We start from the raw sequence: 25,669 nt of genomic DNA, 5'->3' as shown, positions 1-25,669 counted from the left end.
CCCGACGATCTTCCGGTCGCGGGTTCGCCGAACCCCGTGCGGGAGCGCTCCCACCATGGAAGGCTGCGGCGTATGGAGACTCGCCCTTTCGTCCGTTCCTATGAGAAGACCGACCGCGACCGCGTCGCCGAGATCTGCGTGAGGACGGCCCACGAGGGCCAGGACTCGTCGCAGATCTATCCGGACCACGACCTGATGCCCTCGATCTTCGCCCTGCCGTACGTGGAGTTGGAGCCCGAGCTGGCCTTCGTGCTGGACGGCGGGGACGGGCAGGCGGTCGGGTACGTCCTGGGTGCCGCGGACACGGCGGGCTTCGCCGACCGGTACCGGGCCGACTGGCTGCCCCGGGTGGCCGACCGGTATCCCGCGCCGACGCGCGAGGCTCGGACGCCGAGCGAGGAGATGATCGGGCTCCTGCACACCCCGGAGCGCATGGTTCGGCCGGAACTCGACGCGTACCCGGCCCATCTGCACATCGACCTGCTGCCTCGATGGCAGGGCAACGGCCACGGCCGCACGCTGATGTGGGCGCTCCTGGACGCCTTGCGCGGCAAGGGAGTTGACGCAGTCCATCTGTGCATGGTGCAGGCGAACCGGCCGGCCAGGGCCTTCTACGACCGGCTGGGGTTCGAGGAGCTGGCCGTGTCCGACCCGGGGCCCGTCTGGTACTTGGGAAGGTCCACGCGGACTCCGTCGTGAGGGAGGGGGAGTGACGGGGGCCGACGCGCCGCCGGTCCTGCGGGAGGCGGGACCACCCCGAGCTGTACGGCGATCTCGTCGAGGCATCCCGGATCGAGGGCGGCCAGGGGCGCGATGACGTCCTCGGTGAAGCCGTGGGCCAGGGAGCGCTTGACCAGGTCGAGGTGGGGCGGGGAGGCCGTCGCCGCGGCGAGGGCCAAGGCCCGGGCGCGGTCGGCCTGGAGATCGTCGATGAGGGGGAGGGCCTCGGCCAGGAGCCCTGCGGAGAGCATCGCTTCCACCAGGCCGGCCAGCACTCCCTCGGAGAGCACCTCGCTCATGCGGCGCGCGTCGGCGTGGTAGCGATCCCACAGGCGCAGACGGACGACGACGTCCAGCGGCACCGTGTTCGTCACGTAGTGGGCGCCGGTGACCAGGGCGGCGCGTTCCCTCGTGGCCGAGAGGCGCGTGTACTCCTCGTCGAGGCCGGTGGCCCGGCAGGCCGCGGCGAGCCAGGGGTGCGCCCAGAGACCACTGTCCAGCGTCAGGTCGGGGTCCGCGGCTGCCGCCAGTCGGGCCGTGATGTCCCGGCACTGGAGAGCGTGCCCGGCGTCGTGCATGGCGAGGACCATCGAGGCGGCCTGCTCCTGCGCGAGGGCGAGGTCCCGCGGGGAACTCTCGGTGTCGGGGAGGGCCGTTTCGCGGATCAGCGCCAGTGCGGCGGGGACGTCGTCGGACAGCAGGTGCGCGCGCAGTTCCAGGGCGCGGCCGGGGAGTTCGGTCCACCGGAGTCGTCGGGCCAGGTCCAGAGCTGTGGCGGCGTGACCGGCGCGGAGGTGGAGCGAGACGAGGTCGCGGGTGACGCGGCTGCGCCAGCCGGAACTGGTCGGGTCCGTCGACCTCTCGATGCCTTCGGTCACGTGAGCGATGAGCCGGTCGAGGTCGTCCGGGGCGTGCTCGCTGTCCGCGACGAGGGCCTTCGCGGCGTCGAGGAACACCTCCACGTGGTCCATCGGATCGTCCTCGAAGCCCGCCGCGAGCCTCATCACGTGGTCGAGACGGCCGAGCCGGGCGGCCGCGCGTGCCACGGCCTGTCCGTCCCATGCACGGTCCGTGTCTTCCTCGTTCCGCAGTACCGTGTGCAGCGCCAGGTCCAGGGCCGGCGCCGCCAGGTCCGCTCGCCCGGCGTCGCCGGCCGACTGCGCGAAGGCCGCGAGGACCGTGGGTGGTGGCGTGCTCCTGATCTCGTCCAGGGCCGTCTCCACCGCACCGACCACGTGAGCGGCCTCCTGGGGCGTGTCGGAGTCGAGCAGTGCGAGGGCGACCTCGGAGAGGCGTTCGGCGCGGGAGGAAGGGACGGTGATGTCCTGGGCGAGGGACACCGCCAGGGAGAGGTGTCCGTTGGACAGGGCTGACCTCGCCGCGTCGCTGAGGAGTTCCTCTGTAGCGCCCGGTTGTCGGGGGTCGATGCCGTGGGCGGCGAGCGTGACGTGGGCGAGCTCGGCAGGATCGTCGTCGGGCGGGTCCGAGGCGGCGAGGCCGAGCAGGTGGAGGGCTCGTTCCTCGTCCTGGTAGGCAGCCGATTCCACGAGTTCGACGGCGGAGAACTCCTCGTTGAGTGCCGCGAGGAGCGCCGCGGGTACGTTCCGGCGGCCTCCCTGCCTGAAGTGCTCCTCGCAGGCGGTGAGGAGGGCGTGCTTCCTGTCGTCGCGGTCCAGGTCCGCGATGTGTTCCAGGAAACGGTCGATGTCACCGAGGAGGACGAAGGCGGTCGCGAGGAGGCCGCAGAATTCGGGGCGGTCCTCCGGGTCGGCTTGCTCGATGGCCGTCTCGGCGAGCGTCCGGGTCAGCTCGGGATCGATCTCGGCCAGCGCGTCGGCGGCGGTGGTGAGGGACCAGCCGTACTCGTCGCCGGTCCCGGTCACGGCCCGGCGCGCGATGTCGGCCGCGCCCGGTTCGCCGTGTCGCGCGAGCGCGCGGGCCGCCCGTACCGAGTGCGCCATCTGTTCCAGCGTCAACCGGCCCGTGACGGCCATGGATTCATGGATGAGGTTCCGCGCCTCGACCGGCTGCTCACCCAGCAGGTGCTCGCCGATCGCCAGGAGCGCGTCGGCCCGCTCGTAGGAGTTCTGCAGGGTGCGGGCGAGCTGTACGCCCTCCTCGGTTCGGCCGAGGCGCACGAGCAGCAGTGGATACGTGCCGGGAACGGTGCGGTGGTCGTCCTCGATGCGGCTGTGGAACAGCGAGACGCGCGTCAGCAGGGTCAGGTCACAGTCGGGGGCCTCGGCGAGGAGCCGTGCGGCGTTGGACAGTTCGGAGAGCGCGGCCAGATCGCCCTTGGTGCGCCGGCGGAGCAGGGCGCGACGCGCGGGGGAGGCCAGCCCTGCCAGCGTCGGGCCGGCGCGCTCGGTGAGCAGGAGGGTCGGATAGGCGTCGGTCAGATAGTCCGGCGTCTCGTCGGGCCAGTCGGCCACGGCGAATCCACCGGCCCACTCGTCGACGGCGATGCGGGTACGGGTGGTCTCCTCGGGTTCCAGGTCCTCCCGCACGGCGGCGGCCAGGATGTCATGGGCCAGGGTGTACCGCGGCGGAGTGCCGGGGCGCTGCTCCACGACCCGCGAGAGGCCGCGCTCCAGGACCCGGCGGATCACCGGTGCGGAACCGCTGCCGATCGCGGCGACGTCCCTGCTGCTCAGGGCGCCTCCGGCGACGGTCAGGGTGGTGAGGACGGTGCGTGGGACGGGCTCGGCGAGGACGTGGTCCAGGTCCTGGCGGGCCCGCAGGAGCAGGCTCGTCGCGGCGGGGAACGGCGTCAGCACCTCGCGGCGGCAGGTGCGCAGCGGGTGGCCGCCGTCCACGTCGAGGGGGAGTTCGGTGTGGCGGCTCGTCACCAGGACGTGCGCCGCCGGTCCGGGAGCGGCCGGGAGCTGGGAGGCGATGCTGGGTTCGGCCAGTGCGCGGTGGTCGTTCTCGTCCAGGCCGTCGACGAGCAGCAGCAGGGATCGTCCGGGGCGGCGCACTGCCCGTTCCCAGAGGCTGAAGAAGGCGGCCGCGTCCGGCCGGGCGGGCGGGAACTCGCCCAGCAGCGCGGCAAGTTGATCACACACGGCCTGGTGGAACTGCTGGACGCGCATCTGCGCGTCGCGCCGGGAGATCACGAACGACACCACGTCGAGGCCGGGTTGGTGTCGCGTGGCGAAGTGCGTGACCAGTGAGGTCTTCCCCGCCCAGGGGCCGGCGACCAGCATCAGGTAGGGGTCGGGTCCGGTCGCGAACGCCAGGAGGTCGGCGAACTCCCTTTCGCGGCCAGTCAGTTGTGCGCACCTGTCCGCGTACTGGCGCACCATCGCCGCGTAGGCCGGGCGTCGCCGCTCCAGACCGTGCAGCGGCCGGGGCACGACGCCGTGCGCGGCCATCAGTTCGCGCGCGAGGGCGGCGCTCGGCCCGGGTTCGCGCTCGCTGTCCGCGCGCGGCTCGTACGCGCCGATCGCGGCGGCCAGCCGGACGGCCTCCAGCCCGCCGGAGTGGGTCGATTCGACGACGACGCCCACGGCCGCGCCTTCGCAGACGACGCCCGCGCCCGAGAAACCGCTCCACTCGTACGCCTCGAGACGTCGGCCGTCCGCCCGGTGCAGCAGCAGCCTGCCCCGCTTCAGGCTCGACCCGAGCGGGATCACTCCGTCGATCTGGTCACTGTCGCGCCAGGTCGCCGCCTCGTCGTCCGTCCAGCTCTGGTGGCGCGGAAAGCCGATCGCGGTGAAGGGGAGCCGCCCATCGGCCTCGCCCGGGACGACTCCGACGGCCATCGGGGCGATCTCGTCGAGCGGTGCATCCGGGGCGAGTTCGACCAGCGCGACGTCCAGCCGGGCGCTTCGCCACACCGTCCTGCCGGTGACGACGGTCTCGTCGGCGGCACCTCCGGACAGGCGCACGCCGATCGGACCGTGGCCCTCGACGACGTGCGCGGCCGTCACCACCAGGGCCGTCGCCAGCCGCAGCCCCGAGCCGTACCCGTTGGCGCCGTCCCGCCGGACCAGGATCTCGGCGCAGCGTCCGGCCAGCGAGTCCGTCACGGCGGGCTTCAGCGCGGGAGTTCGGGCAGGCGGTCGGTGACGGACAGCGGCCGGCCGGCGTCGTCGGTCGGCGTCAGGGTCATCCGCACCCGCTGGGTCCGGCCGCCACTGTACTTGCCGTCGGCGCCCGCCTCGACGACCCACAGCTTCACGCCGCCGCGTCCGCTCGCCTCCCGCGTCATCGTGACCTCGAACTCCAACTCCACGTCACCGACGCCGAATCTGACCCCGCGGCTCGCGCCTTCCTCCTGCGCCGTCTCCAACTGGTCGCGGAGCACGCGGATGTAGTCGGCCAGGAGCACGCCTTCAGGTTCGCTCATCGGTTGCTGCCTCCAGGTATGTCGATCGCCACGAGTCTGCCAGGTGGCTGCCGCGCGCGTACCTGAACCCCGCCCGATCGACCTTCACCCCGGTCCGCGGCGCCACCTGCACAACCAAAGCGGGGAGCGCTCCCCGCTTCGTGTTAGGGTCCGTCGACACGTAAACGGGGAGCGATCCCCAGTTCTGTCCGGGAGTCGCACATGCCGTCCATGCCGTCCATGCCCTCCACGTCGTCGTCCACGCGCACGCAGTACCCCACCGTCCGACTCGCCGACCTCACCGACGACTTCACCACCGACCCCTACAGCGCCTTCGCCGCCCTGCGCACCAGCGGCACCGTCCACTACGCGCGGTTCCCCACGGGAGACGAGTCGTGGCTGGTCATCGGCCACGAGGAAGTGCGCGCCGCGTTCACCGACCCCAGGCTGCGCAACGACGTACGGCACTCCGCCGACTTCCAGGACGACGGCCTGTACGCCGTGGGCCGCAACATGCTCCAGGTCGACCCGCCGGACCACACCCGCCTGCGGACACTGGTGGCCCGCGAGTTCACCGCCCGCCGCGTCCAGGCGCTGTACCCGCGCATCGAGGAAGCGGCCACCGCGCTCCTGGACGCCGTGGCCGCCGACGGCCGCGCCGACCTCGTGGCCTCGTACGCCTATCCGCTGCCGCTCACCATCATCTGCGAGCTGCTCGGCGTCCCCGACGCGGACCGGCCCGCCTTCCGGGCCTGGTCCACGCAGGTCGTCGCCCTGGACGATCCGGAAGGTTCCGCCCGCGCCTCGCAGGAGATGGGCGCGTACCTCGCGGGGCTCGCGGAGGAGAAGCGGCGGCTGCCGGACGCGGCGGACAGCGATCTGCTGCACGCCCTCGTGCGCAGCCACGACGGGGACGGCGCCGACCGCCTCACGCCCGAGGAACTGCTCGGCATGGCCTTCCTGCTGCTCGTCGCGGGACACGAGACCACGGTCAATCTCATCTCCAACGCCGTTCAGCTGCTGCTCGGCCACCCCGAGCAGCTGGCCGCCCTCCGCGCCGACCCCGCACTGCTGACAGGCGCCGTCGAGGAGACGCTCCGCTACGAGTCGCCCGCACCGGCCGGCACCTACCGCTACACCGCCGAACCGGTCGAACTCGGCGGCGCCCGGATACCGGTCGGCGCGCGCGTCGTCCTGTCCGTCGCCGCCGCGAACCGCGACCCCGCGCGCTTCCCGGCCCCCGAACGGTTCGACATCACCCGCGACCCGGCCAGGACACGCGCCCACCTCGCCTTCGGCCACGGCCTGCACCACTGCCTCGGCGCGCCGCTGGCCCGCATGGAAGCGACCGTGGCCCTGCGCATCCTGCTGGACCGCTTCCCCCGGCTCGCCTTCGACGGCGACGGGACGCCGCAGTGGCGCACGAGTCTCATGCGGAGCCTGCGCGAGCTGCCGGTGCGCTGGTAGACGTCGAGGGCGGGCAGCATGCCCTCGGTGCTCGGTGCTCGGTGCTCGGTGCTCGGTGCTCGGTGCTCGGTGCTCGGCGCGCTGTGGTTCGCAAGAGCGCGCGACAGGACCTCTGCGCGCCTACCAGTTCGGGGGATGCTGCCCACAACGCGCCCAGCGGGACGGCCCCGCACGCTAGCGTCACGCCATCGCACGGGTCGGCAGGAAGGCCGGGGATGGGACGTTCAGAGGGACACATCGCGTTGCTGCAGCGTGTGGCGGACACACAGGGTGAGCCGGACGGCTGGGCCACGGCAGGCCCCGGGGTCGACGCACGCACCATGTCTCCGCTGGTCAAACTCGGCCTGGCCAGAGTGGCGTCCGCGAACGAGCAGGCCGAACTCTCCGCAAGGACGGGCGCTCCGCCGCTGTGGGCGGTACGGCTCACCCCGGACGGCTGGGACGTGCTGCTCTACGCGGAGCGGCGGGCCGCCCCCGTAGCCCTCGAACCACCCGCGCCCGGCCTGCAGATGGTGGCGCTGCGCCGTTCGGAACTCGACGTGCTGAAGCGGTTCGTCGCACTCGGCGACCGACTGCGCCACCGCCCCGCGGACGGGCTCCAGCCGGTCGTCGACTCCGCGCGCTTCAACGCCGTCGCCAACCGGTGGATCATGCACGTCGACGGGGCGCAGATGCGGTGCATAGCCCGCGCCTTCTTCCTGGAACGGCTCGGCGGCTCGGCGGCACCGGCCAATCGGTTCGGCCGCATCTACGGAGTGGTCTACCCGCCGCAGCCGATTCCCGTCCCGCACGAAGCGGAGGAGCACAGCGGTACCACCCGGGCGTGAGGGGGCGGGTGGGCGTGCCGGCCGGGACCGAGGAAGATGATGTGTCGTGAACATACTGATGGTGGGTGGCAGCGGCTTTCTCGGGCGCGAGGCGGCTCGGCAGGCGGCGGCCGCCGGACACACGGTCACGGCGACCTTCGCCACGCAGGCCGTCGACATCGCCGGAGTCCGCTGGCTGCCCCTGGACCTGAGCCGTACGACGGAGATCGCGGCGGTACTCGACAGTGTCCGGCCCGACGTCGTCGTCAACGCGTCCAGTGGCGGCGCCGACTGGGCAGTGACGGCTCAAGGCCCGCTCCACCTCGCGCTGGTCGCCGCGCGGCACGGGATCCGCATGGTCCACGTCTCGAGTGACGCGGTGTTCTCCGGGGCCGACCGCGTCCACTACGACGAGTCCTGCCTCCCGGACCCCATCACCCCTTACGGAGCTGCCAAAGCCGCGGCGGAGACCGGGATCCTCGCGGTGCATCCGAGGGCGACCGTCGCCCGTACGTCCCTGATCATCGGCCACGGGCGTTCCGTGCACGAGCGCCTGGTGCACCGACTCGTCGCCGGCACCGCCGACGGCGCCCTCTTCACCGACGACGTCCGCTGCCCGGTCCATGTCACCGACCTGGCGGCCGCCCTGCTGGAACTGGCCGCGAACGGCGCGCCAGGCATCCATCACCTCGCCGGGCCCGACGCCCTGAGCCGCCACGAACTGGGCGTCCTCATCGCCCGCCGCGACGGTCTCGACGCGTCCCGCCTGCGCACGGGGCTGCGGGCGGAGAGCACGGTGCGCGGGGCCCTCGACGTACGCCTCGACAGCCGCGCGAGCCAGCGTCGTCTGCGCAGTGTGCTGCGTGGAGCAGTGGAGTTCCTGCGGTCTGACGTGGCCCCGGCGGGATCGTCGAGCACCGAGGTCGGCGCACGGTAGTCGAATGCCGGAGGCCAGCCGTAAGCCGCCAGCCGCAAGTTTGTCAGCGTCGCGACATATAGAGGTCGAGGGCTTTGTGGAGGACCTTGTTGAGCGGATAGTCCCACTCGCCGAGATACTCCACGGCCTGCCCGCCGGTGCCGACCTTGAAACGGAGCAGGCCCAACAGGTGGTTGTCCTCCTCCAAGGTGTCGGTGATGCCGCGGAAGTCGTAGGTGCCGGCGCCGAGTTCATGGGCGTCGGACATCATCCGCCACTGGATGGCGTTGGTCGGCTGGACCTCGCGCTTGCGGCTGGTCGACGCGCCGTAGGAGTACCAGGCGTGTTCGCCGACGGTCAGCATCGTGGCGGCGGCGAGCACCTCGCCCTCGTGGTGCGCGAGATAGAGACGCATCCGGTCGTCGCCCTCGGCGCGCAGCGTCGTCCACATGCGCTGGAAGTAGGCCAGCGGGCGGGGGATGAAGCGGTCCCGCTGGGCGGTCTCGACGTAGATCTCATGGAAGGCGGGCAGGTCGTCGTAGCCGCCCTGCACGACCGTGACGCCGGCCTTCTCCGCCTTCTTGATGTTGCGCCGCCACTGCTGGTTGAGACTCCGATGTACCTCGTCCAACGTCCGTCCGGCGAAGGGGACTTGGAACACATGGCGTGGCTGGCCCGCGGCGAAGCCGTCTTCGTCGTCGGGTTCGGTCTGCTGCCAGCCCATGCGGCGCAGCCGGTCGGCGAGGTCGAAGGCCTGCGGTTCGTGCGCGGTGGCGTCCACGTCGCGCAGCTTCCTGGCTTGCGGATCGGTGATCGCGGCCTTGACCGCGTCGGCGCTCCAGCGGCGGGTGACCACGGGCGGCCCCATCTTCACCGAGAAGGCGCCGCGCTCCTTCAAGTGGGCGAGCATCGGCTGAAGCCACCGCTCCACGTCGGGAGCCGTCCAGTCGATGACCGGGCCCTCGGGCAGGTAGGCGAGGTACCGCTTCAGCTTCACCTTCGGCAACGGCCGCAGCAGCACCAGCCCCGCCCCGACCAGGCGCCCTTCCTCGTTGAACCACCCCAGACTCTCGGCCCGCCAGTCCGGCTTCACGTCCCCCATGCGGGAACCTGCATGTGACTCACCGATGGCCGGGTCCTAGTGAGGCGCAGGCCCCGGGCAGGTGCTTCGGGAGGGGTGCGCGGCGTCGTCGATCCCGGAGGAGGAACGGACCGCTCGGCCACCGACCCGAGCGAGCCCCGCTCACGGACTGACCAGTTCCTCCCGGTCGTGCACTCCGCTCAGTGTCCGCCGCGGTTCTCCACACAGGGCCCGGACGGGTCCGGTTCCGCGTAGGCGCCGTAGACCTCGGTCGTCACGGCTTGCGACGTGATCTCGGCGGACACGCAGGAACTGCCGTTGTGGAAGGAGAACCAGACGCGCTCGTACTGCGGCGCCTCAGAGGCGATGGCGAGTCCGTTGTCGTCTCCGCACCCCCACTTGGACAGCACGGTGCGCACGCTCTCCTCGCTGAACTGCTTGTTCTTGCGCAGCTTCTCCAGCGCGGGACGGATCAGGCGCGCGGTGGCCTCGCCGGCTGCCCGGTTCTCGGCGGTGAGTTGCCCGGACATCCGGTAGGCGTGGTTCTCGTCGTAGTGAGGGTTCTCCGGAGAGGGACCGCTGTCGGCGGTTGCCGTCCCGGACCGGGTGGGCGATGCGGAGGGCACCGGGTCCGAGGGGGCCCTCGCGCATTTCGGACGTCCGGTGAACGACGGGGACGGGGACGACGGCGCGGCGGATGTGGAGGGGGCCCCGGCCACGTCGTTGCTGTCGACGGTGCCGCACCCGACGAGAAGCATTCCCGCCGCGATTGCCCCTGCGGTGAAATGCACCCAGTGTCTGGACCGGTCGATTCCCATTCCCCACCCCTTGGTTGACGTGGCGCGATCATACGAGCTGCCTCTGAAGAGCGCTTCGAAGTGCCCGCGCCCCACGCGGTCATGACTGCGGAGCAGCTATCTCCGCCGTGACCGGCCATTGAGCGCTGGACGACCTTGAGGCAGATCAGCGGAGGTGCGGGGCGCGATGGTCGGCAGATGCTGCATCATGGCATCGTCGGTGGGGGTGAGCATGGCCAGGTGGAAGATGCGGCAGACCCGGATCCTGACCGGGCGGAGCAAGTGGCCCTTCTACGTGTTCACGCGGGTGACGGACCCGGTGGCGCTGGAGGCGCTCCACAACCACCTGCACGAGGTGCACGGCGCCCTGTGGTGGCCTGACCGGTCCTGGGAGGGCATGGTCGCCGACCATTCCGCCCGGCACGACCGAGACGGGTGGGGCACGCACTCCCATCGCGAGATCCCGGAGACCAGTTGGGAGTGAGAGGGCGAGATCGGGCACGGCGTGGGAGCGATGTCGCGCACTCGCCGGTGGGCGGACACACGACACCTACGTCGAGCGATCGGTAGCAGGGGTGGCAGGAGTCGAACCTGCGGCATCCGGTTTTGGAGACCGGCGCTCTGGCCTCTGAGCTACACCCCTTCGCTGGGCGCAAGTCTGGCATCGCCGTCTGCCTGGCGGCCAACGGATTTTCTGCAGCCACGCGGACGTATGAGAACAAGTGGGCGAGTAGTCTTCGGCGATGAGTGATCAATTGGCCCCCACCGGGCAGGGCAACAGCCCGGCCGGAGGAACCGCCGGATATGCCGAGAGGGCGGACGCGCTCGCCGTCCAGTACGAGGAAGTCACCTTCGAAGAAGTCCACTTCGATGTGCTGCGGCTCGTTCCTGCCGAGCCCTGCCGCATCCTGGATGTGGGCGCAGGGACCGGACGCGATGCCGCCCCCTTGGCGGCCCGTGGGCACAGTGTCGTGGCTGTCGAGCCGACCACGGAACTGCGAGCGCATGGACAGCGAATCCATGCAGACAGCGGTATTGATTGGGTCGACGACGTTCTTCCGGACCTGGCGCTGAGCCAGCACGCAGGCCGCTTCGACGCGGTCTTCGCCACTGCGGTGTGGATGCATCTGGACGCCGAGGAACGGCGGCACGCGATGGCCAGGATCGCCGCATTGCTGGTGCCTGGCGGCCGGTTCTTCGTCAATCTGCGCCACGGCCCTGTGCCCGAAAGCCGCCGCATGTTCGCCGTGTCCGCTGCTGAGACAGTCGAGCTGGGCAGTACGTACGGTCTGCGGACGGTCCACCGAAGCGAGCGTCCCGATCTTCACGGCCGTGACAACGTCTGGTGGAGCTCTCTGGTGCTCCAGATGAATGACGCCGACCACTCGCCCAACTGAACAGGGGCACCGCGATCGCGCGTCCAAGTGCAGCTCGCCATACAGCTCCCCATGCGGCTCCCCGGGATGCGGAAACCGCGGGCAGAGGGTCGGATGGTGCTGATGGAGGGAGTCCTGAGAGAGGACCAGCGACTGTGGCCGACCCGACGCAGGAACCCGCGGACAGCAACAGCACAGGAGGGGAGCCTCCCCAGCTGATGGACGTGGCGTTCGCGCACCGCATACGCAGGGACTTCCAGCGCATCCAGATGGAGCACGAGTTCGCCGTCGACGAAGTGCTGACCAAGGTGTCGATCCTGCGCAGGGAGTTCCTGCACATGCACCGGTACAACCCCATCGAGCACGTCGGCTCCCGCGTCAAATCCCCCGAGAGCATCCTGAAGAAGGCCGCCCGCCTCGGCATCGACCCCACGCCGGAGGCGATCCGGGCCGGGATCTACGACATCGCCGGCGTACGGATCACGTGCAGTTTCATCGCCGACACCTACCGGGTTCTCGAGGCGCTCACCTCCCAGACCGACGTCGGCGTGCTCCGGGTCAAGGACTACATCGCCCAGCCGAAGGCCAACGGCTACAAGAGCCTGCACGCGCTGCTCGAGATCCCCGTGTTCCTCAGCACCGGCCCGGTACCCGTACCCGTAGAACTGCAGGTACGGACGATCGCCATGGACTTCTGGGCCAGCCTGGAGCACAAGATCTACTACAAGTACGAGGGCTCCGTGCCGGCCGAACTCGTCACCAGCCTGACCGAGGCCGCGCACCTCGCCGAACAGCTCGACCAGCGGATGGAGGCGCTGCACACCAAGGTGCGCGGGGCCGGGTGGGAGCGCGCCGAGAACGAGCCGTCGGGCATGAACGAGGAGATGCTGGTGCGGCTGTGGGAGAGCGCCCGCGCAAGCACGGAGTCGGAGGAGAGCGGCCGGTCGGCGGACTGAGGGGTCCGTCTCTCGGCCAGGGCACGGGGTACTGGTTCCCCGTTGCGTCGTCCGCCCCTGCTGAGTGCTGAGTGCTGAGTACTGAGTGTGCCGAGGAGCGCAGCGCTACACCTCCCCGATGCGGCTCCGAGCCGCCGGCACCGTCCGGCCGATCACGGTGGCGAGTGCCGCCCCGAGGGCGCCGACGCCGACCAGGGTCAGCCAGATCGCGGGTGCTCCGGCGGACAGCAGCCCGGAGAGGGCGATCGGCGCGACCGCCCCTGCGACGGTCACGGCGAGCTGGTTGAGGGCCAGGTACCGGCCTCGGAGGGCCTCCGGGGCGCTCTCCGCGGCGATCGTCGACGTGACCGGGCTGCCGAGGATCTCGCCCAGGGTGTAGGAGGCCGCGCCGAGCAGCACGACGGTGACCGCGAGGGTGAGTGCGCTCACGCCGTCGGCGGCGAGGAACAGGACGTAGCCGGTGGCGAAGCAGACGTGTCCCGCGACGAGGACGCGGCTGCGGACCCGTCCGCGGAGCCGGCCGATGACGATGCCCTGGCCGAAGCCGACCATCAGGGTGTTGAGCGTGAAGACCGCTCCGGCCGTCCAGCCCGGCAGTCCGAGGACGTCCACGGCGTAGACCGGTATCGCGATGTTCAGGGCGAACAGTGAGATGGCGAAGCACAGTTGATGAGCGACGACCGGAAGGTAACGCCGGTCCCGGAGTACGCGCCGCCAGCCACCGACAGGGTCGTGGCCCGCCGCGGGACGGGCGTTCGGCACGGACCGCAACAAGGTGAAGGCGGCGACGTAGGACAGGGCGTTGAGGGCCACGATCGTGGCGTAGGCGCCGTCGGTTCCGATGCCGACGGCGACGGCGGACAGGAGACCGCCGAGCGCGTAGCCGAGGTTGCGCACGGACCCGAGGAGGCCGAACCAGCGCTCGCGCTGGCCGGGCGCGGCCAACGCCGTGACGGTCACGCCGTAGCAGCCGAAGAACACGGCCCTGCCGGCGCTGTTCAACCAGGCGCAGACGACGATCTGCCAGGTCTGGCCGACGACGAGATACCCGGCGAAACCGAGCGCCTGGGCCAGGTTCGCCGCTTGCAGCACCGGCTTGGCGCCGTACCGGTCGACCAGTCCTCCGGCCAACGGCCCTGCCGGGAGCGCCAGCAGCCCGGCCGCCGTCAGCGCCGCGCCCACCTGGACCAGCGTCAGCGAGGTCGTGGCCAGGAAGTACAGCATCGATACGGGGATGAAGACGCCGGTGCCGATCGAGTCGATGACGATCGCGGTGACGAAACGACCGTGTCGAGTCTTCGGAGGGCGGATTGCGGAATCGAGGTCTGCCACGACTTCGAAGGTATAGTTTGTATATCGGTATCTACAACGCTACCGGGAGTCCTCCATGGGCAAGGCTTACAACGTCATGGCGGCGACGTGCCCCAGCCGCACCGTCCTGCACCGGATCGGGGCGCGCTGGACGGTGTTCGTCGTCAACGCGCTCGACAGGGCGCCGATGCGCTTCACCGAGCTCAAGGCGCACATCCGCGGGATCACACCCAAGGCGCTCACGGAGACGCTGCGTGCGATGGAGTACGACGGCCTGATCTCCCGCACCGAGATCTCGGCGAACCCGCCACACGTCGAGTACGCCCTCACGGACCTCGGGCGGTCGCTGCTCGTACCCCTCCGCGCGGTCAGGGAGTGGGCGGAGCACCACGTCCCCGACATCGAACGTGCGCGTGCGCAGGCTGAGTCGGGGCGGTGAGGTCGGTAGCCGCTGCCCGGCCATGAGCGACCCGGCTCGGCGCCCGTGTCGGGTGTGGCGGCTCCTGGGGTGACGGCTGGGTGTGAGTGATCGCCGACGGCCGCAGGATCAGAGTTCGTCGGGCGCCATCAGGCAGCCCCTAGAGTCGCCGCATGCGGCGGAGCACTGGACTGGTGATGGTGGTCGGCGTGGCCGGCCTGGCTTGGGGTGAGTGGCTGAACTGGCGGTGGTCGCGGGTGCTCGTGGGGGACCGCGAGGGCGGTTCCGTTGCCGTCGTGGTGTTGGGGTACCGGAATCCGCAGGAGACGGCGAACCCGATCAACCGTTGGCGGGTCCGTGCCGGGATTCGGTCCGTCGTCGATCGCGAGGCGCGGGAGACCCGCGTGGTGTTCAGCGGTGGTGCGGCCGCAGGCCAGGGTGCCACGGAGGCGCAGTTGATGGCTGACTACGCGAAAGCGGTGCTGGGGTTCGACGGGCGGGTCGTTCTTGAGGATCGGAGCGCGACCACGTGGGAGAACATCACCAACGTGATTCCCGAGCTGGAGGACGTCGACCGCATCAAGGTCGTCTCCCAGCCGGCTCATGCGCTCAAGGCCCGCGCCTACTTGCGGCGGCAACGCCCCGACCTCGCGGGGAAGTTGGTGCGCGCGAACGACTATCGACCGGGGGAGTGGCCGGCCGTCAAACCGCTGCTCGCGCTCTACGGGCTCTGGTCACTTCGTGGTCTCAGCGCCGACGAGCGCAAGGTCGCGCCAGGGTTCGGCCGGTTGCGGCAGGGCGCGTCAAAGGTACGGTCTGCGCCATGGACACTGGAGAGCTTGAGGTCAATGGTCGGGCAATCATCGACGCGAACCGATTCATGACGCTGGGGACCGCCGACTCCGACGGCCGGCCCTGGGCGTCGCCAGTCTTCTACGTGGCCGACGGGTACTCGACGTTCTACTGGATCTCCTCGCCCGAGGCGACACAGGTCCGCAACATCGCGGTGCGGCCCGAGGTCGGCATCGTGGTGTTCGACTCACAGCAGGAACCGGGCTCCGACGAGGCGGTGTACATGGCCGCCACGGCGTGCGAACTGACCGGAGCCGAACTGGACCGGGGCCTGGAGATCTACCTGAGCGCGGCACCGTTCGGCAGGGGACCGGAGGCCTTCCGGCCGCCCGGGCAGTACCGGGCTTACCGAGCAACGGTGACCGAACACTCCATGCTCTGCCCGCAAGCGTCGAGTGAGCCGTGCCCCGCGCACGGCCGCGTGTCCGACCACCGCATGCCGGTATCCCTGTAGCAAGGACCCGTACCGGAACTCACCACCCACTCGGCGCACAACCATCAGCCGTCTCCACGGGTCTCTCAGGTGAATCTCGTCCCTGCGCACGCGTCTCGATCTCGCCTGCGCCTCAAGGAGGAACCGTGGGCATTCGTCGACCCGCCGTATCGACCGCTGTGGCTGCCGCCCTGATCGGATCGCTCGGCGTCCCCATCGTGGCGGGCACCGCATCCGCGAAGGCCGGCGCCACCACCGTGCGCGAGGACTTCGACGGCGACGGCTACCAGGACGTCGCCGTCTCCGCCGCCGGCGCCAAGGTCGGCGGCCAGCTCTGGGCCGGATACATCACGATCACCTACGGCTCGGCACACGGCATCGACCCCGCGCGCACGACCACCATCACCGAGGACACCCCCGGTGTGCCGGGCACCTCCGGGGACAACCACGTCTTCGGGTACGCGATGATCGCCCGCGACCTGGACGGCGACGGCCTGACCGACCTGGCTGCGGTCGCCCGCGGCTACCGGCCCGACGACAACGCCAGCGGATCGGTGATCGTCCTGTGGGGTCGCAAGGGCGGCATCACCGGAGAGGGCGCCGTGCGGGTCCCCGCACCCGCGAACGCCCAGGTCGGCGACGACATCACCGCGGGCGACTTCGACGGCGACGGTCACATCGACCTGTTCATGAGCAACGGCGAGGACTACGACTACCACGACGTGCTCTACGGGCCCTTCGGACGCGACGGCGCCCCGGCCCGCGAGCAGCAGGTGAAGGTGTTCAGCACCGACAACTTCATCAACTCCACGGCGGCGGGTGACTTCAACGGCGACGGCATCGAGGATCTCGCCACCTTCTACGTCTACGAGAACCACGCCGAGGGCGGCAAGCTCTGGCTCGGCACCAAGACCGGCCTGTCCACCGTCCCGCAGCGGCTGAACTCCGCGGCCGCCACCGCCGTCGCCGACTTCGACCAGGACGGGTACGCGGACCTCGCCACCCGGATCTTCCCGGGTGAGGACACCGAGGCCACCGACGACGACCCCGGCACCGTGAAGATCTTCTACGGGTCGGCGTCGGGCCCCAGTCAGACCAGGACCCAGACGATCACGCAGGACACGGCGGGCGTGCCCGGGGCGAGCGAGAAGGGCGACCAGTTCGGCGATCGGCTGAACGCGGGCGACGCGAACGGCGACGGATACCCCGACCTGGCCGTCGGCGTGACCGGCGAGGCGATCGGCACGAAGACGCGAGCCGGTGCGGTGGTGCTGCTCAAGGGCGGCAAGGGCGGGCTCACCGGCCAGGGAGCGCAGGCGTTCCACCAGGACACGGCAGGTGTGTCGGGCGTCGCGGAGAGCGGCGACGTGTTCGGCGGGTCGGTGCGCCTGCTGGACGTGACGGGTGACGGGAAGGCGGACCTGGTCGCGAGTGCGCCGGGCGAGAACCTGGACCTCGTCGTGAACGGTGGCGCGGTGTGGATGCTGCCCGGCGCCGCCTCCGGCGTGACGGCGTCGAAGTCGGTCGCGCTGAACCCGAGGGACATCGGGGCGCCGGCCACGAAGGCGTTGTTCGGCTGGAACCTGGGCGGCGACAACGGCCCCGGAGCACTGATCCCCTAGCGGGCGGCGGGTGAGCGCGGGCCGTCGGCGGGTGATTTCCCGGACGGCCCTCCTCACCGGTTTCAGGCGCCGTTCGGCCAGGTCAGACGCCGGGCGAAGTGTGTCCAGGCGGCCACGACCACGAGCGTGGCCGCCAGACCGCCGAGCGTCATGACCGTCGACGGCGACGTCCGGTCCACGATGACGCCACCGGCCAGCGCGCCGAGGGAGATCGTCGCTTGGAAGGAGGCGGTGAAGAGCACCGACGCCGCCTCCGGAGCGTGCGGGGTTGCCTTGGCGAACCACGTCTGCGAGGAGACGGGGACGGCGCCATAGGCAACGCCCCACACGACCAGCAGTGCGACGGCACCGGCCTGCCGGCGGCCGAGTACGGGCAGCAACAAGGTGACGGCGGCGATCATGCCCGCGGCGACACCGAAGACCACCCGGGGACGGCGGCCCACCACTGCGCCGCCCACGAAGTTGCCGACGATTCCCGCGGCTCCGTAGACCAGCAGGAAGACGGTGATCAGCCCTGAGCCGGCCTGCGTGACCTGCTCCAGGAACGGAGTGAGATAGGTGTAGGCGCCGAAGTGCGCCAGCACGGCCAGGAACGTCAGCAGCAACGCGAAACGAGTGTTGACGCCCTGGCACATGCCGCGCAGCACACCCAGGCGGGTTGGCTGCTCAGGTGTGAGCGGCGGCAGCACGAGGAGCAGCAGGGCCAGGACACCGACGGCGAAGGCGCCCAGCACCATGAACGTCGTCCGCCAGCCCGCGAGGTCCCCGATGAACGTGCCGGCCGGTACGCCGAGTACGGAACCCAGCGGTACCGCGGAGAAGATCACCGAGTTGGCCCGTCCGACCGACGTCGCGGGTACCAGACGCGGGGCCAGTCCGGCGCCGATCGACCAGAAACCGCCGATGACGATGCCGACGACGACACGGGAGAGCAGGACCAGCCAGTAGTCCGGGGCCGCCGCGGCCAGGAAGTTCGCCCCGGCCAGCATGAGCACGAACACGCACAGCATGAGACGGCGGTCGATGCGCGCGGTCGCCACGGTGATCACGGGCGCGGAGACGGCCGCGAGGATGCCGGGCATGGTCATCATCAGCCCGGCCGCCCCGTCGGAGACGGCGAAGCTGGAGCCGATCGTGGTGAGCAGGCCGATCGGCAGGATCTCGGTCGTGACGATCGAGAAGATTCCCAGCATGACCGCGACGACGGCCAGCCAGCCGACCAGAGGGGACCGCGTCGGTAAGTCGACTTCGCCGGGGCGGGGTGTCGCGGCGGAGTCGGCGGAGGTGGTGGTGGCGGTAGTGGTGGTGGCGTTTGTCGAGGTCATGACTTCCGTCCTGGGGAGGGACCGGCGTTGCGTGATCAGTCCACAGGGCCTGCGCGGTGAACGCTGGCAGGTATGCGACGTCACCCGTGCGGTGCGCGGGGATCGTGGCGGTGCGTGACCAAGGCGGTGCCGCGGGAGTTGGGCAGGCGATGTCCCTTTGTCCTCTTGTCGTCGAAGCAGGGAGAACCTCCATGCGCATCCGTACCGCCACCGCCGCGGGAGCCGTCGTCATGGCCTTGGCCGCGCCCGTTGTCTGGTCCGCCCCGGCCGTTGCCGCCGGGCCCGAGCCGGGTACGGGCACCGTCGTGCTGTCGGACGAGGCGTTCGGCAGTTTCGACCGGGCGGACGAGGACGAGCAACTGCTGATCCTGACGGATGCGTCCTACCGCGAGGCGTGGCTCTTCTGCCTGCGCTCCACGGAGCCCAGCCACGTCGAACGCAACGGGTGGGGCCCGGGGTACGTGTGCATTCCGGACGGGGCGGTGCAGTAAGGGAAGTTGGAGGCCCGGGCCCCACTCGTAAATTCGGTGTTCCGCGCACACGCACGACACGCAAGATGGTGCGCATGACTCTGCCCACGCCCACCCTGCACACGGACCGCCTGCGACTGCGGCCCTTCACCGCCGCCGACGCGGACCACCTCTACACGCTGCACAGCAACACCCACGTGATGCGTTACTGGGATTCCGAGCCGTGGACCGACCGGGCTCGCGCCGACCGGTTCATCGCGATGTGCGGGAAGGTCGCCGACGAGGGCACGGGGGCGCGGGTGGCTGTCGACCGTGCTGCTGACGGCGCCTTCGTCGGCTGGTGCGGTCTGATCGGATGGGACCAGGGCAACCGCAGCGCGTCATTGGGCTACTGCCTCGACGAGTCGATGTGGGGCCACGGCTACGCGACGGAGGCCGCGCACGCCTTGCTGGGATGGGCGTTCGACACGCTGGATCTCAACCGGGTGCAGGCCGAGGCCGATACGCGCAACGCGGCATCCGGCCGGGTCCTGGAGAAGAACGGGTTCGTGCGGGAGGGGACGCTGCGGGAGGACTGCGTCGTGAACGGCGAGGTGTCCGACTCCTGGGTGTACGGGCTGCTCAGGCGCGAGTGGCGGCCGTAGACCACGCCGATCCCGGCTCCCTGGCGGGGCGCCATGTGCCCTTCGGCGGACCTCAGCTGGGAGGGAAGGCACGTTTCGTGAGCTCTTCGGAGACCTGCCAGATGCGTCGGGCCTGTTCGGTGCTGCGAAGGCGGGAGTAGAGGTTCTGTTCGCCGGGAGCGCCACCCATGTGTCCGAGCCCGCCCGGCCCGTAGAACCCGCCTGGTCGGGCCTCGGGGGAAGTAGCGGCGTACAGGGCGGGAAGTTGTGCGGTGTGGACCGTCCCCACAAGGATGCCGCGGGCCGACAGCGCTCGGATGAGGCGCACGCCCAGGGTGTCCTCGGCGCGGCCCATCTCGGGGCGTGCGGCGAGCAGGTTCGTCGGAGCGACCCCGGGGTGGGCGAGGTTGCTCGTGATGCCCCAGTCGTGGGCCCGGCTGCGCCGGTCGAGTTCGAGGCCGAAGAGCCCGAACGCGATCTTCGACTGGCGGTAGGCCTTCATGCCGTCGTAGGTGCGTTCCCAGTTCAGGTCGGCCCAGTTGATGGAGCCCTGCTTCGCCGCGACGCTGACCTGCGAGGTGACGCGCGCCCGGCCCGCGCGCAGCAGGGGGAACAGATGGGCCACGAGCGCGAAGTGGCCGAGGTGGTTGGTGCCGAATTGGAGCTCGAAACCGTCGGAGGTCGTCCGCCGCTCGGGCGGGGTCATGACGCCGGCGTTGTTGATGAGGATGTGGATCGGCCGGTCCTCCGCGCGCAGGGCGTCGCCGAGGGCGGCGACGGAGGCGAGCGAGGACAGGTCGAGCTCGCGGAGTGACACGTCGGCCTGGGGGACCGTCCGGCGGATCGTGGTGAGCGCGGCCTCGCCCTTGTGCGGGCTGCGGACGGGCAGGACGACTTCGGCGCCGGCCGCGGCGAGCCCGGTGGCGAGGCGGAGCCCGATGCCGTCGCTGCCTCCGGTGACGACGGCGCGCTTGCCCGACAGGTCGGGGACGGTGATGTCGATGGGCTTGCGCGGCATGGGATCACTCCGGGGTCGTGTCGTTGCGTCCACCGCCGTGGACGTCATCGAGCCTCGTTCGCCGCCCTGGCGGCGGCAACCCGTGAAGGGGGGATCGATGATCCGTGGATGTCGCGAGGTGGGGGAGGTAGAAAGGAGGAGCGAAGAGCCAAGTGGCCCAGCACGGTGAGGACGGCGCACGGTGATCGATCGGACCGGACTTGCGGACTTCCTCCGACGCCGACGGGAGTCACTGCAGCCCGAGGACGTGGGGCTCCCGCGTGGCCGGCGCCGTAGGACGAGCGGGCTGCGGCGGGAGGAAGTGGCCGTGCTGTGCCACATGTCGACCGACTACTACGCGCGTCTGGAACGGGAGCGCGGGCCTCAGCCGTCCGAGCAGATGATCGCCGCCATCGCGCAGGGCCTCCGCCTCTCCCTCGACGAACGCGACCACCTGTTCCGCCTCGCCGGGCAGACACCTCCCCCGCGGGGTGTGGACAGCGAGCACATCGGCCCCGGACTGCTGCGCATCCTCGACCGGCTGCAGGACACCCCTGCGGAAATCGTCACGGAACTCGGCGAGACACTGCGGCAGACCCCGCTCGGCATCGCGCTCACCGGTGACCTGACCGCATACAGCGGCCCGGCCCGCAGCCTGGGCTACCGCTGGTTCACCGACCCGACCACGCGCGGGCTCTACGCTCCCGACGACCATCCGTTCCTCACCCGGATGTTCGTCTCGGGGCTGCGCGGGGTGGCCACGCTGCGCGGCCCCGGATCCCGTGCGGCCCACTACGTCGATCTGCTGCTCGCCGAGAGCGAGGAGTTCCGGCGCGTGTGGCACGACCACGAAGTCGGCATCCGGCCCGACGAGGTGAAGCACTTCGTCCACCCCGAGGTCGGCCCACTGGAGCTGACCTGCCAGAGGTTGCTGGACCCGGACCAGTCGCACTTCCTGCTCGTCTACACCGCCGTCCCTGGCAGTGAGAGCTACGAGAAGCTGCAACTGCTGTCGGTCATAGGAACGCAGGCGCTGCGCCGGACGGGCTCAGGGGGAGAGTAGACGGGCCGGCATCGGAAGACGCCGATGCCGGCCCGCTCCAGTCCTGCGGCGCGACTACTTCAGGGCGACGCTGTCACCGCCGGCGGTCACCGCGCTCGTCGTGCTCGTGCCGGCGAACTTCCAGCGCCAGGTGCCGGCCGAGTTCGCCGTGACCGTCGTCTTCAGCTTGCCCGCGCTGTCGGTGGTCACGGTCTTGACCGTGGAGTAGGTCGAGGAGCCGGACTTCTTGAACTGCAGGGCGACCTTCTGGGAGGTGTACCCGGCGTAGACGTTCGTGTTCCAGTTGGCCCGGGTGAGGGCGCCGGTCACGGTCAGGGTGCGGCCCTTGACGACGGGCTCGGGGCTCGCCTGCGTGGCGGTCAGCTTGGCGTAGCGCTTCACCTTGACCGTCCTGCTGGTGTCGAGCGTGTAGAAGTCCTGGTCGTTGGCGGCGGCCTCGGCGTCGAGGTGCCAGGTGCCGGCCTGGACGTTCTTCAGGTCGGCGTAGTCGTCGGAGTCGTTCGCGTCCAGCGAGTACGTCCAGGTGCACTTCATGGTCGTGGTCGTCGGCCGGGTGCAGGACGCGTCGACGGGGAACGTGATGTGCTGGTCGGGGCTGACCAGCTTGCCGCCGTAGATGCCCTTGATGCCGGAACCGTCCTTGGCGGTCGCCACGACGGTCAGGGACTGGGCGGCGCTGACGCCGACGTTCACGGTGGACTTGCTGAACGTCACCGACGTGAAGGTGGTGTCGCCCTTGTGGGCGTCCGCGTGCGCGGCGGGCGCGAGGACGCCGAGCAGGGCGAGGGTGCCGCCCGCGGCGGTGGCGGCCGTACGGATTCGCATGGTTCTCCAGGCAGGATGAGCCGGATCTCGGTCCGGGCGTGGAGAAGACACCCGACAGGTCAGGTTGGTTGTACGGGCGGTGGGGCCGGTTCTCCCGGCCTTGGCCGGTGGGCGGCGGATAGCGGTGTCCTATGGCTGCTATTGGGAGATCGCCCGTTGTTCACCCACTGTTCGCGGGGCGAGGGTGGCGGTGACGATCCCACCGGCTGCGAAGGAGCAGACCATGGCTGTGGCACCGGGTGACATGCGGTTCGATGTGGCAGAGCGTTTGACGGGCAATTACATCGGTGGGCAGTGGGTCGCGGCGCAGTCGGGACAGCGCCGCGCCGACGTGAACCCGGCCGACTTCTCCGACGTCCTGGGGGAGTTCGCGGAGTCCGGTGGCGTCGACGTGGACGTCGCCGTCGACGCGGCCGCGCAGGCCCTCGACCACTGGCGCGGCATCGGCCCCATCGAACGGGCCGGCTACCTGACGAAGGCGGGCCGCATCCTGGAGGCACGCTCCCAGGAACTGGCGTACGCGATCACGCGGGAACAGGGAAAGCTCCTGAAGGAGGCGACCGGGGAGGTCCAACGGGCCCTGGCCGTGCTGGAGTTCACGGCCGGACAGGCCCGCCTCCTCGGCGGTGTCACCGCCCCCGCCGAGGAGGCACGCACCTTCGCGTACACCTTCCGCAAGCCGATCGGCGTGGTCGGGCTGATAGCGCCGTGGAACTTCCCGCTGGCGATCCCGATGTGGAAGGTGGCGCCGGCGCTGCTGGCCGGCTGCACCGCCGTCCTCAAGCCGTCACCGCTGACGCCGCTCACCTCGGCGCTGCTCGTCGACGTGTTCCGGGAGGCGGGCCTGCCCGACGGGGTGCTCAACCTCGTGCAGGGTGATGCCGCGGCCGGTGAGGCACTGGTCGCCAACCCGGCCGTCGCCGGCATCAGCTTCACCGGATCGCTGCCGATCGGCACCGCGATCCATGCGGGCGGTGCGCACCGGCTGCTGCGCACCCAGCTCGAACTCGGCGGCAAGAACGCCGTCGTCGTGTGTGACGACGCCGACCTGGACAAGGCCGTGAACGCGGTCGTGCACGGCGCGTTCGGGCAGGCGGGCCAGCGCTGTTCGGCGACCAGCCGGGCCGTCGTCGACGTACGGGTGCGCGAGGAGTTCCTGGAGCGGCTCGTCGCCCGCGTCGCGCATCTGCGGGTCGGGCCCGGCTTCGACGAGGCGTCCGAGCTGTGCCCGGTGGTGGACACCGCCCGCCGCGACGCGGCCCTCGCGGCGATCGCGGGCGCCCAGCGCGGCGGCGGCAAGGTGGTGTGCGGCGGCGGCCGCGAGGAACGCCCGGAGCTGCCCGAGGGCTGTTACGTCCAGCCGACCGTGATCCGGGACGTGCCGTGGGACGCGGAACTCGCCCAGGAGGAGGTGTTCGGCCCGGTCCTCGCGGTGGTCGACGCGGACGGCTTCGACGACGCGCTGCGCATCACCAACTCGGTGAAGTACGGCATGTCGGGGACCGTGTTCACCACCTCGCAGACCCGCGCCTTCGAGGCTCTGGAACGCTTCGAGGCGGGCATGCTGCACGTCAACCGGCCGGGCGTGGGCGCGTACGCGCACCTGCCGCACGTGGGGGACAAGGCCAGCCAGTACGGGCCACCGGAGTGCTCGCCGGAGGTCTTCGACTTCTACACGGCCTGGCACTCGGCCTGCATCTCGTACTGACACTCGTACGCGCGTCTGGACCTGGCATCCAGTACTGAACCCTGCACGCCGAAAGGGCCGGAGCCCCACCAGGGGCACCGGCCCTTTTCGACGTCGCCGTCAGGCGGTCACCGGGGCGTCGCGGTGCGCGGGCGGCGGTTCCAGTGGGGGAGCATGACGAGGCCGGCCAGCGCGGCGGTGATCGAGAACAGGATGAACAGGGCCGAGCCGGAGAGGAAGCCGGGCAGCAGCCCGCCCAGGATCGCGCCGACCGAGCCGCAGCCGTTGACCAGGCCCGCCGCGGTGCCCGCGGCCTCCTCCGTGCCGAAGTCGACCGCGGCGACGCACGAGATCATCGAGTCGGCCGCGTACACGGCGAGTCCGATCACGCCGAGCAGCGCGATCATGATGCCGACGCTGTCGGTCGCGGTGAGCGGCATGAACAGGGCCAGGACGACGGTGAGTACGGCGAGTGCCAGCACGCAGGCGGGGACCCGGCGGGACTGGAAGAGCCGGTCCGACACCCAGCCGACGACGATCGGCGCGAGCACCCCCGCCGCCCCGAACGCGATCGGGATGAGGGTGGCCCCCACCTTGTCCACCTGCGGCAGCCGGTCGCTGACCAGCACCGGGCCCCACAACAGGATCGCGTATCGGGCCGGCTTGAGCAGGAAGTAGGCGGCGCCCAGAGTGAGCACCATCGGGTCGCGCAGCGTCTTGCGGTACAGGGCGAGACCGCCGTGCCGGGCCGGCACGGCGGGAGCGGTCTGCTCCGTGTCGCCCGCCCCTTCGGGTGCGTTGCGCTGGAAGAGGACGAAGAGGACGAGGACGACGGCCAGGGTCGCGGACCCGCAGAAGAACGCCGCCTGCCAGCTGTCGAAGACGGAGTAGGCGAGCCAGCCCAGGAACGGGGGTGCCGCGAGACCACCGAACGCGTAGTTGGTGGACCAGAACCCGAGCACCCGGCCCCGCTCGGCGACCGGGAAGAAGGCGCCCATGTTCTTGCACAGGGGCGCCCACCCGGCCGACTGCGCCAGGCCCATGAGGACCATGGCGCCGCCGAAGACGAGCACCCCGGTGAAGGCGCCCATCAGCAGCCCCGCGCCGATCGCCCCCACCATGCCGGTGATGACGACGACCCGCGGCCCGAACCGGTCGGACCAGGCGCCCCACACGAACTGCCCGACGGCGTACGCCGCGAGATAGACGGCGTCGATGACACCGAGGACGCGTTCGGAGAGCGTGTGGGCGAGGAGCGGGTCGTCGAGGATGCCGAGCTTGGCGACGGAGAACGCCTGCCGGACGAAGTAGAAGCCCGCGTACGCGACCCAGGTGATGGCGAAGATCTGCAGGCGCAGGCGCTTGCTCACCAGGTACGGGTGAACGGTGCGCTGGGCCTCGCGGGTGGTGACGGGTGGTTCGGTGTCGGCCATGGTGAGTCCAATCCTGGAAAGAGCGGAATGGAGCAGGGGAGGGCTGAACCGTGGACCGGCGGAGGACGTGGGGAGTCGCCCACCGCGTCCGGGTACGGCACGGCACGGCACGGCCCCGGCGCGCACCTCGGCGGCGCGCCGGGGCCGGGAAGGCCTTTCGG

General features: G+C 70.7%; 22 protein-coding genes, 1 tRNA gene and 2 pseudogenes. 15 read left to right on the top strand and 10 right to left on the bottom strand.

Features of this window, described 5'->3' with window-relative positions:
• Positions 1-72: 72 nt before the first annotated feature.
• Entirely contained in the window at positions 73-699 is a 627-nt protein-coding gene (locus tag M4J07_RS09695) for a GNAT family N-acetyltransferase (protein WP_255969723.1), read from the top strand.
• Here M4J07_RS09695 and M4J07_RS09690 read toward each other — a convergent pair.
• Together M4J07_RS09690 and M4J07_RS09685 are read right to left on the bottom strand one after the other, a co-directional pair.
• Positions 612-4,751: a trypsin-like peptidase domain-containing protein gene (locus M4J07_RS09690; RefSeq protein ID WP_255969720.1), complete on the bottom strand. Its 4,140-nt coding sequence runs from the start codon at positions 4,749-4,751 to the stop codon at positions 612-614. The genes M4J07_RS09695 and M4J07_RS09690 overlap by 88 nt on opposite strands.
• An 8-nt stretch (positions 4,752-4,759) precedes the next feature.
• Positions 4,760-5,071 carry a trypco2 family protein gene (locus M4J07_RS09685; RefSeq protein ID WP_255969717.1) on the bottom strand — a complete coding sequence of 104 codons (312 nt, stop codon included), beginning with the start codon at positions 5,069-5,071 and terminating at the stop codon, positions 4,760-4,762.
• A gap of 201 nt (positions 5,072-5,272) precedes the next feature.
• On the opposite strand from M4J07_RS09685, the gene M4J07_RS09680 reads away from it, so the two are divergent.
• The 3 genes from M4J07_RS09680 (at position 5,273) to M4J07_RS09670 (ending at position 8,260) form a co-directional block, all read left to right on the top strand.
• A complete protein-coding gene (locus M4J07_RS09680; protein ID WP_255969714.1) occupies positions 5,273-6,517 on the top strand; it encodes a cytochrome P450 family protein in 1,245 nt (414 codons plus the stop codon).
• Between the two features lie 254 nt (positions 6,518-6,771).
• Positions 6,772-7,344: a DUF6417 family protein gene (locus M4J07_RS09675; protein ID WP_255969711.1), complete on the top strand. Its 573-nt coding sequence runs from the start codon at positions 6,772-6,774 to the stop codon at positions 7,342-7,344.
• Between the two features lie 46 nt (positions 7,345-7,390).
• Positions 7,391-8,260, top strand: a complete 870-nt coding sequence (locus M4J07_RS09670; protein ID WP_255969708.1) for an SDR family oxidoreductase — start codon at positions 7,391-7,393, stop codon at positions 8,258-8,260.
• 43 nt (positions 8,261-8,303) lie between these two features.
• On the opposite strand, the pseudogene M4J07_RS09665 reads toward M4J07_RS09670, so the two are convergent.
• A pseudogene (locus tag M4J07_RS09665) lies at positions 8,304-9,391 on the bottom strand (lipid II:glycine glycyltransferase FemX).
• Between the two features lie 129 nt (positions 9,392-9,520).
• Positions 9,521-9,850, bottom strand: coding sequence for a hypothetical protein (locus M4J07_RS09660; protein ID WP_255969704.1), 330 nt, complete (start codon positions 9,848-9,850; stop codon positions 9,521-9,523).
• Positions 9,851-10,349: 499 nt separating this feature from the next.
• On the opposite strand from M4J07_RS09660, the gene M4J07_RS09655 reads away from it, so the two are divergent.
• Positions 10,350-10,601, top strand: a complete 252-nt coding sequence (locus M4J07_RS09655; protein WP_255969701.1) for a hypothetical protein — start codon at positions 10,350-10,352, stop codon at positions 10,599-10,601.
• 86 nt (positions 10,602-10,687) lie between these two features.
• Here the strand turns inward: M4J07_RS09655 and M4J07_RS09650 are convergent.
• Positions 10,688-10,760, bottom strand: a tRNA-Trp gene (locus M4J07_RS09650).
• Between the two features lie 100 nt (positions 10,761-10,860).
• Between M4J07_RS09650 and M4J07_RS09645 the strand changes: the two genes are divergently transcribed.
• Complete coding sequence (locus tag M4J07_RS09645) at positions 10,861-11,514, top strand: class I SAM-dependent methyltransferase (RefSeq protein ID WP_255969698.1); 654 nt, start codon at positions 10,861-10,863, stop codon at positions 11,512-11,514.
• A gap of 134 nt (positions 11,515-11,648) precedes the next feature.
• On the top strand, positions 11,649-12,449 hold the full coding sequence (locus M4J07_RS09640; protein WP_255969695.1) for a GTP pyrophosphokinase: 801 nt from the start codon (positions 11,649-11,651) through the stop codon (positions 12,447-12,449).
• A 105-nt stretch (positions 12,450-12,554) separates the two neighbouring features.
• On the opposite strand, the gene M4J07_RS09635 is transcribed toward M4J07_RS09640, so the two are convergent.
• Positions 12,555-13,781, bottom strand: a complete 1,227-nt coding sequence (locus tag M4J07_RS09635; RefSeq protein WP_255969692.1) for an MFS transporter — start codon at positions 13,779-13,781, stop codon at positions 12,555-12,557.
• Between the two features lie 55 nt (positions 13,782-13,836).
• On the opposite strand from M4J07_RS09635, the gene M4J07_RS09630 reads away from it, so the two are divergent.
• From M4J07_RS09630 to M4J07_RS09615, 4 genes and pseudogenes are all read left to right on the top strand, one after another.
• Positions 13,837-14,199 carry a winged helix-turn-helix transcriptional regulator gene (locus M4J07_RS09630; RefSeq protein ID WP_255969689.1) on the top strand — a complete coding sequence of 121 codons (363 nt, stop codon included), beginning with the start codon at positions 13,837-13,839 and terminating at the stop codon, positions 14,197-14,199.
• A 152-nt stretch (positions 14,200-14,351) separates the two neighbouring features.
• Positions 14,352-14,951 (top strand): annotated as a pseudogene (locus tag M4J07_RS09625) (YdcF family protein); the annotation flags it as partial.
• Between the two features lie 50 nt (positions 14,952-15,001).
• Positions 15,002-15,484 (top strand): pyridoxamine 5'-phosphate oxidase family protein, encoded by a 483-nt coding sequence (locus tag M4J07_RS09620; protein ID WP_255969686.1) that lies wholly within the window; start codon positions 15,002-15,004, stop codon positions 15,482-15,484.
• A gap of 125 nt (positions 15,485-15,609) precedes the next feature.
• Entirely contained in the window at positions 15,610-17,085 is a 1,476-nt protein-coding gene (locus tag M4J07_RS09615; RefSeq protein ID WP_255969683.1) for an FG-GAP and VCBS repeat-containing protein, read from the top strand.
• 62 nt (positions 17,086-17,147) lie between these two features.
• Here M4J07_RS09615 and M4J07_RS09610 read toward each other — a convergent pair whose 3' ends face one another.
• Positions 17,148-18,410 carry an MFS transporter gene (locus M4J07_RS09610; protein ID WP_255969680.1) on the bottom strand — a complete coding sequence of 421 codons (1,263 nt, stop codon included), beginning with the start codon at positions 18,408-18,410 and terminating at the stop codon, positions 17,148-17,150.
• A 191-nt stretch (positions 18,411-18,601) separates the two neighbouring features.
• On the opposite strand from M4J07_RS09610, the gene M4J07_RS09605 reads away from it, so the two are divergent.
• Positions 18,602-18,901 carry a hypothetical protein gene (locus M4J07_RS09605; protein WP_255969677.1) on the top strand — a complete coding sequence of 100 codons (300 nt, stop codon included), beginning with the start codon at positions 18,602-18,604 and terminating at the stop codon, positions 18,899-18,901.
• Positions 18,902-18,975: 74 nt separating this feature from the next.
• Complete coding sequence (locus M4J07_RS09600) at positions 18,976-19,524, top strand: GNAT family N-acetyltransferase (protein WP_255969674.1); 549 nt, start codon at positions 18,976-18,978, stop codon at positions 19,522-19,524.
• A gap of 52 nt (positions 19,525-19,576) precedes the next feature.
• On the opposite strand, the gene M4J07_RS09595 is transcribed toward M4J07_RS09600, so the two are convergent.
• Positions 19,577-20,521, bottom strand: coding sequence for an SDR family oxidoreductase (locus M4J07_RS09595; RefSeq protein ID WP_255969671.1), 945 nt, complete (start codon positions 20,519-20,521; stop codon positions 19,577-19,579).
• A gap of 181 nt (positions 20,522-20,702) precedes the next feature.
• Between M4J07_RS09595 and M4J07_RS09590 the strand changes: the two genes are divergently transcribed.
• Positions 20,703-21,563, top strand: coding sequence for a helix-turn-helix transcriptional regulator (locus tag M4J07_RS09590; protein ID WP_255969668.1), 861 nt, complete (start codon positions 20,703-20,705; stop codon positions 21,561-21,563).
• Between the two features lie 54 nt (positions 21,564-21,617).
• Here the strand turns inward: M4J07_RS09590 and M4J07_RS09585 are convergent, their stop codons facing one another.
• The gene (locus M4J07_RS09585) at positions 21,618-22,388 is read right to left on the bottom strand and encodes a calcium-binding protein (RefSeq protein WP_255969666.1); all 771 of its coding nucleotides are present in this window, start codon (positions 22,386-22,388) and stop codon (positions 21,618-21,620) included.
• Positions 22,389-22,611: 223 nt separating this feature from the next.
• Here M4J07_RS09585 and M4J07_RS09580 point away from each other — a divergent pair, with 223 nt between their 5' ends.
• A complete protein-coding gene (locus tag M4J07_RS09580) occupies positions 22,612-24,096 on the top strand; it encodes an aldehyde dehydrogenase family protein (RefSeq protein WP_255969664.1) in 1,485 nt (494 codons plus the stop codon).
• A gap of 107 nt (positions 24,097-24,203) precedes the next feature.
• Here the strand turns inward: M4J07_RS09580 and M4J07_RS09575 are convergent, their stop codons facing one another.
• Complete coding sequence (locus tag M4J07_RS09575) at positions 24,204-25,508, bottom strand: MFS transporter (protein ID WP_255969661.1); 1,305 nt, start codon at positions 25,506-25,508, stop codon at positions 24,204-24,206.
• Positions 25,509-25,669 lie beyond the last annotated feature (161 nt).

The sequence above is a fragment of the Streptomyces longispororuber genome, assembly GCF_024448165.1.
Taxonomy (GTDB): Bacteria; Actinomycetota; Actinomycetes; order Streptomycetales; family Streptomycetaceae; genus Streptomyces; species Streptomyces longispororuber_A.
This window is presented reverse-complemented; position numbering and strand designations above follow the sequence as displayed.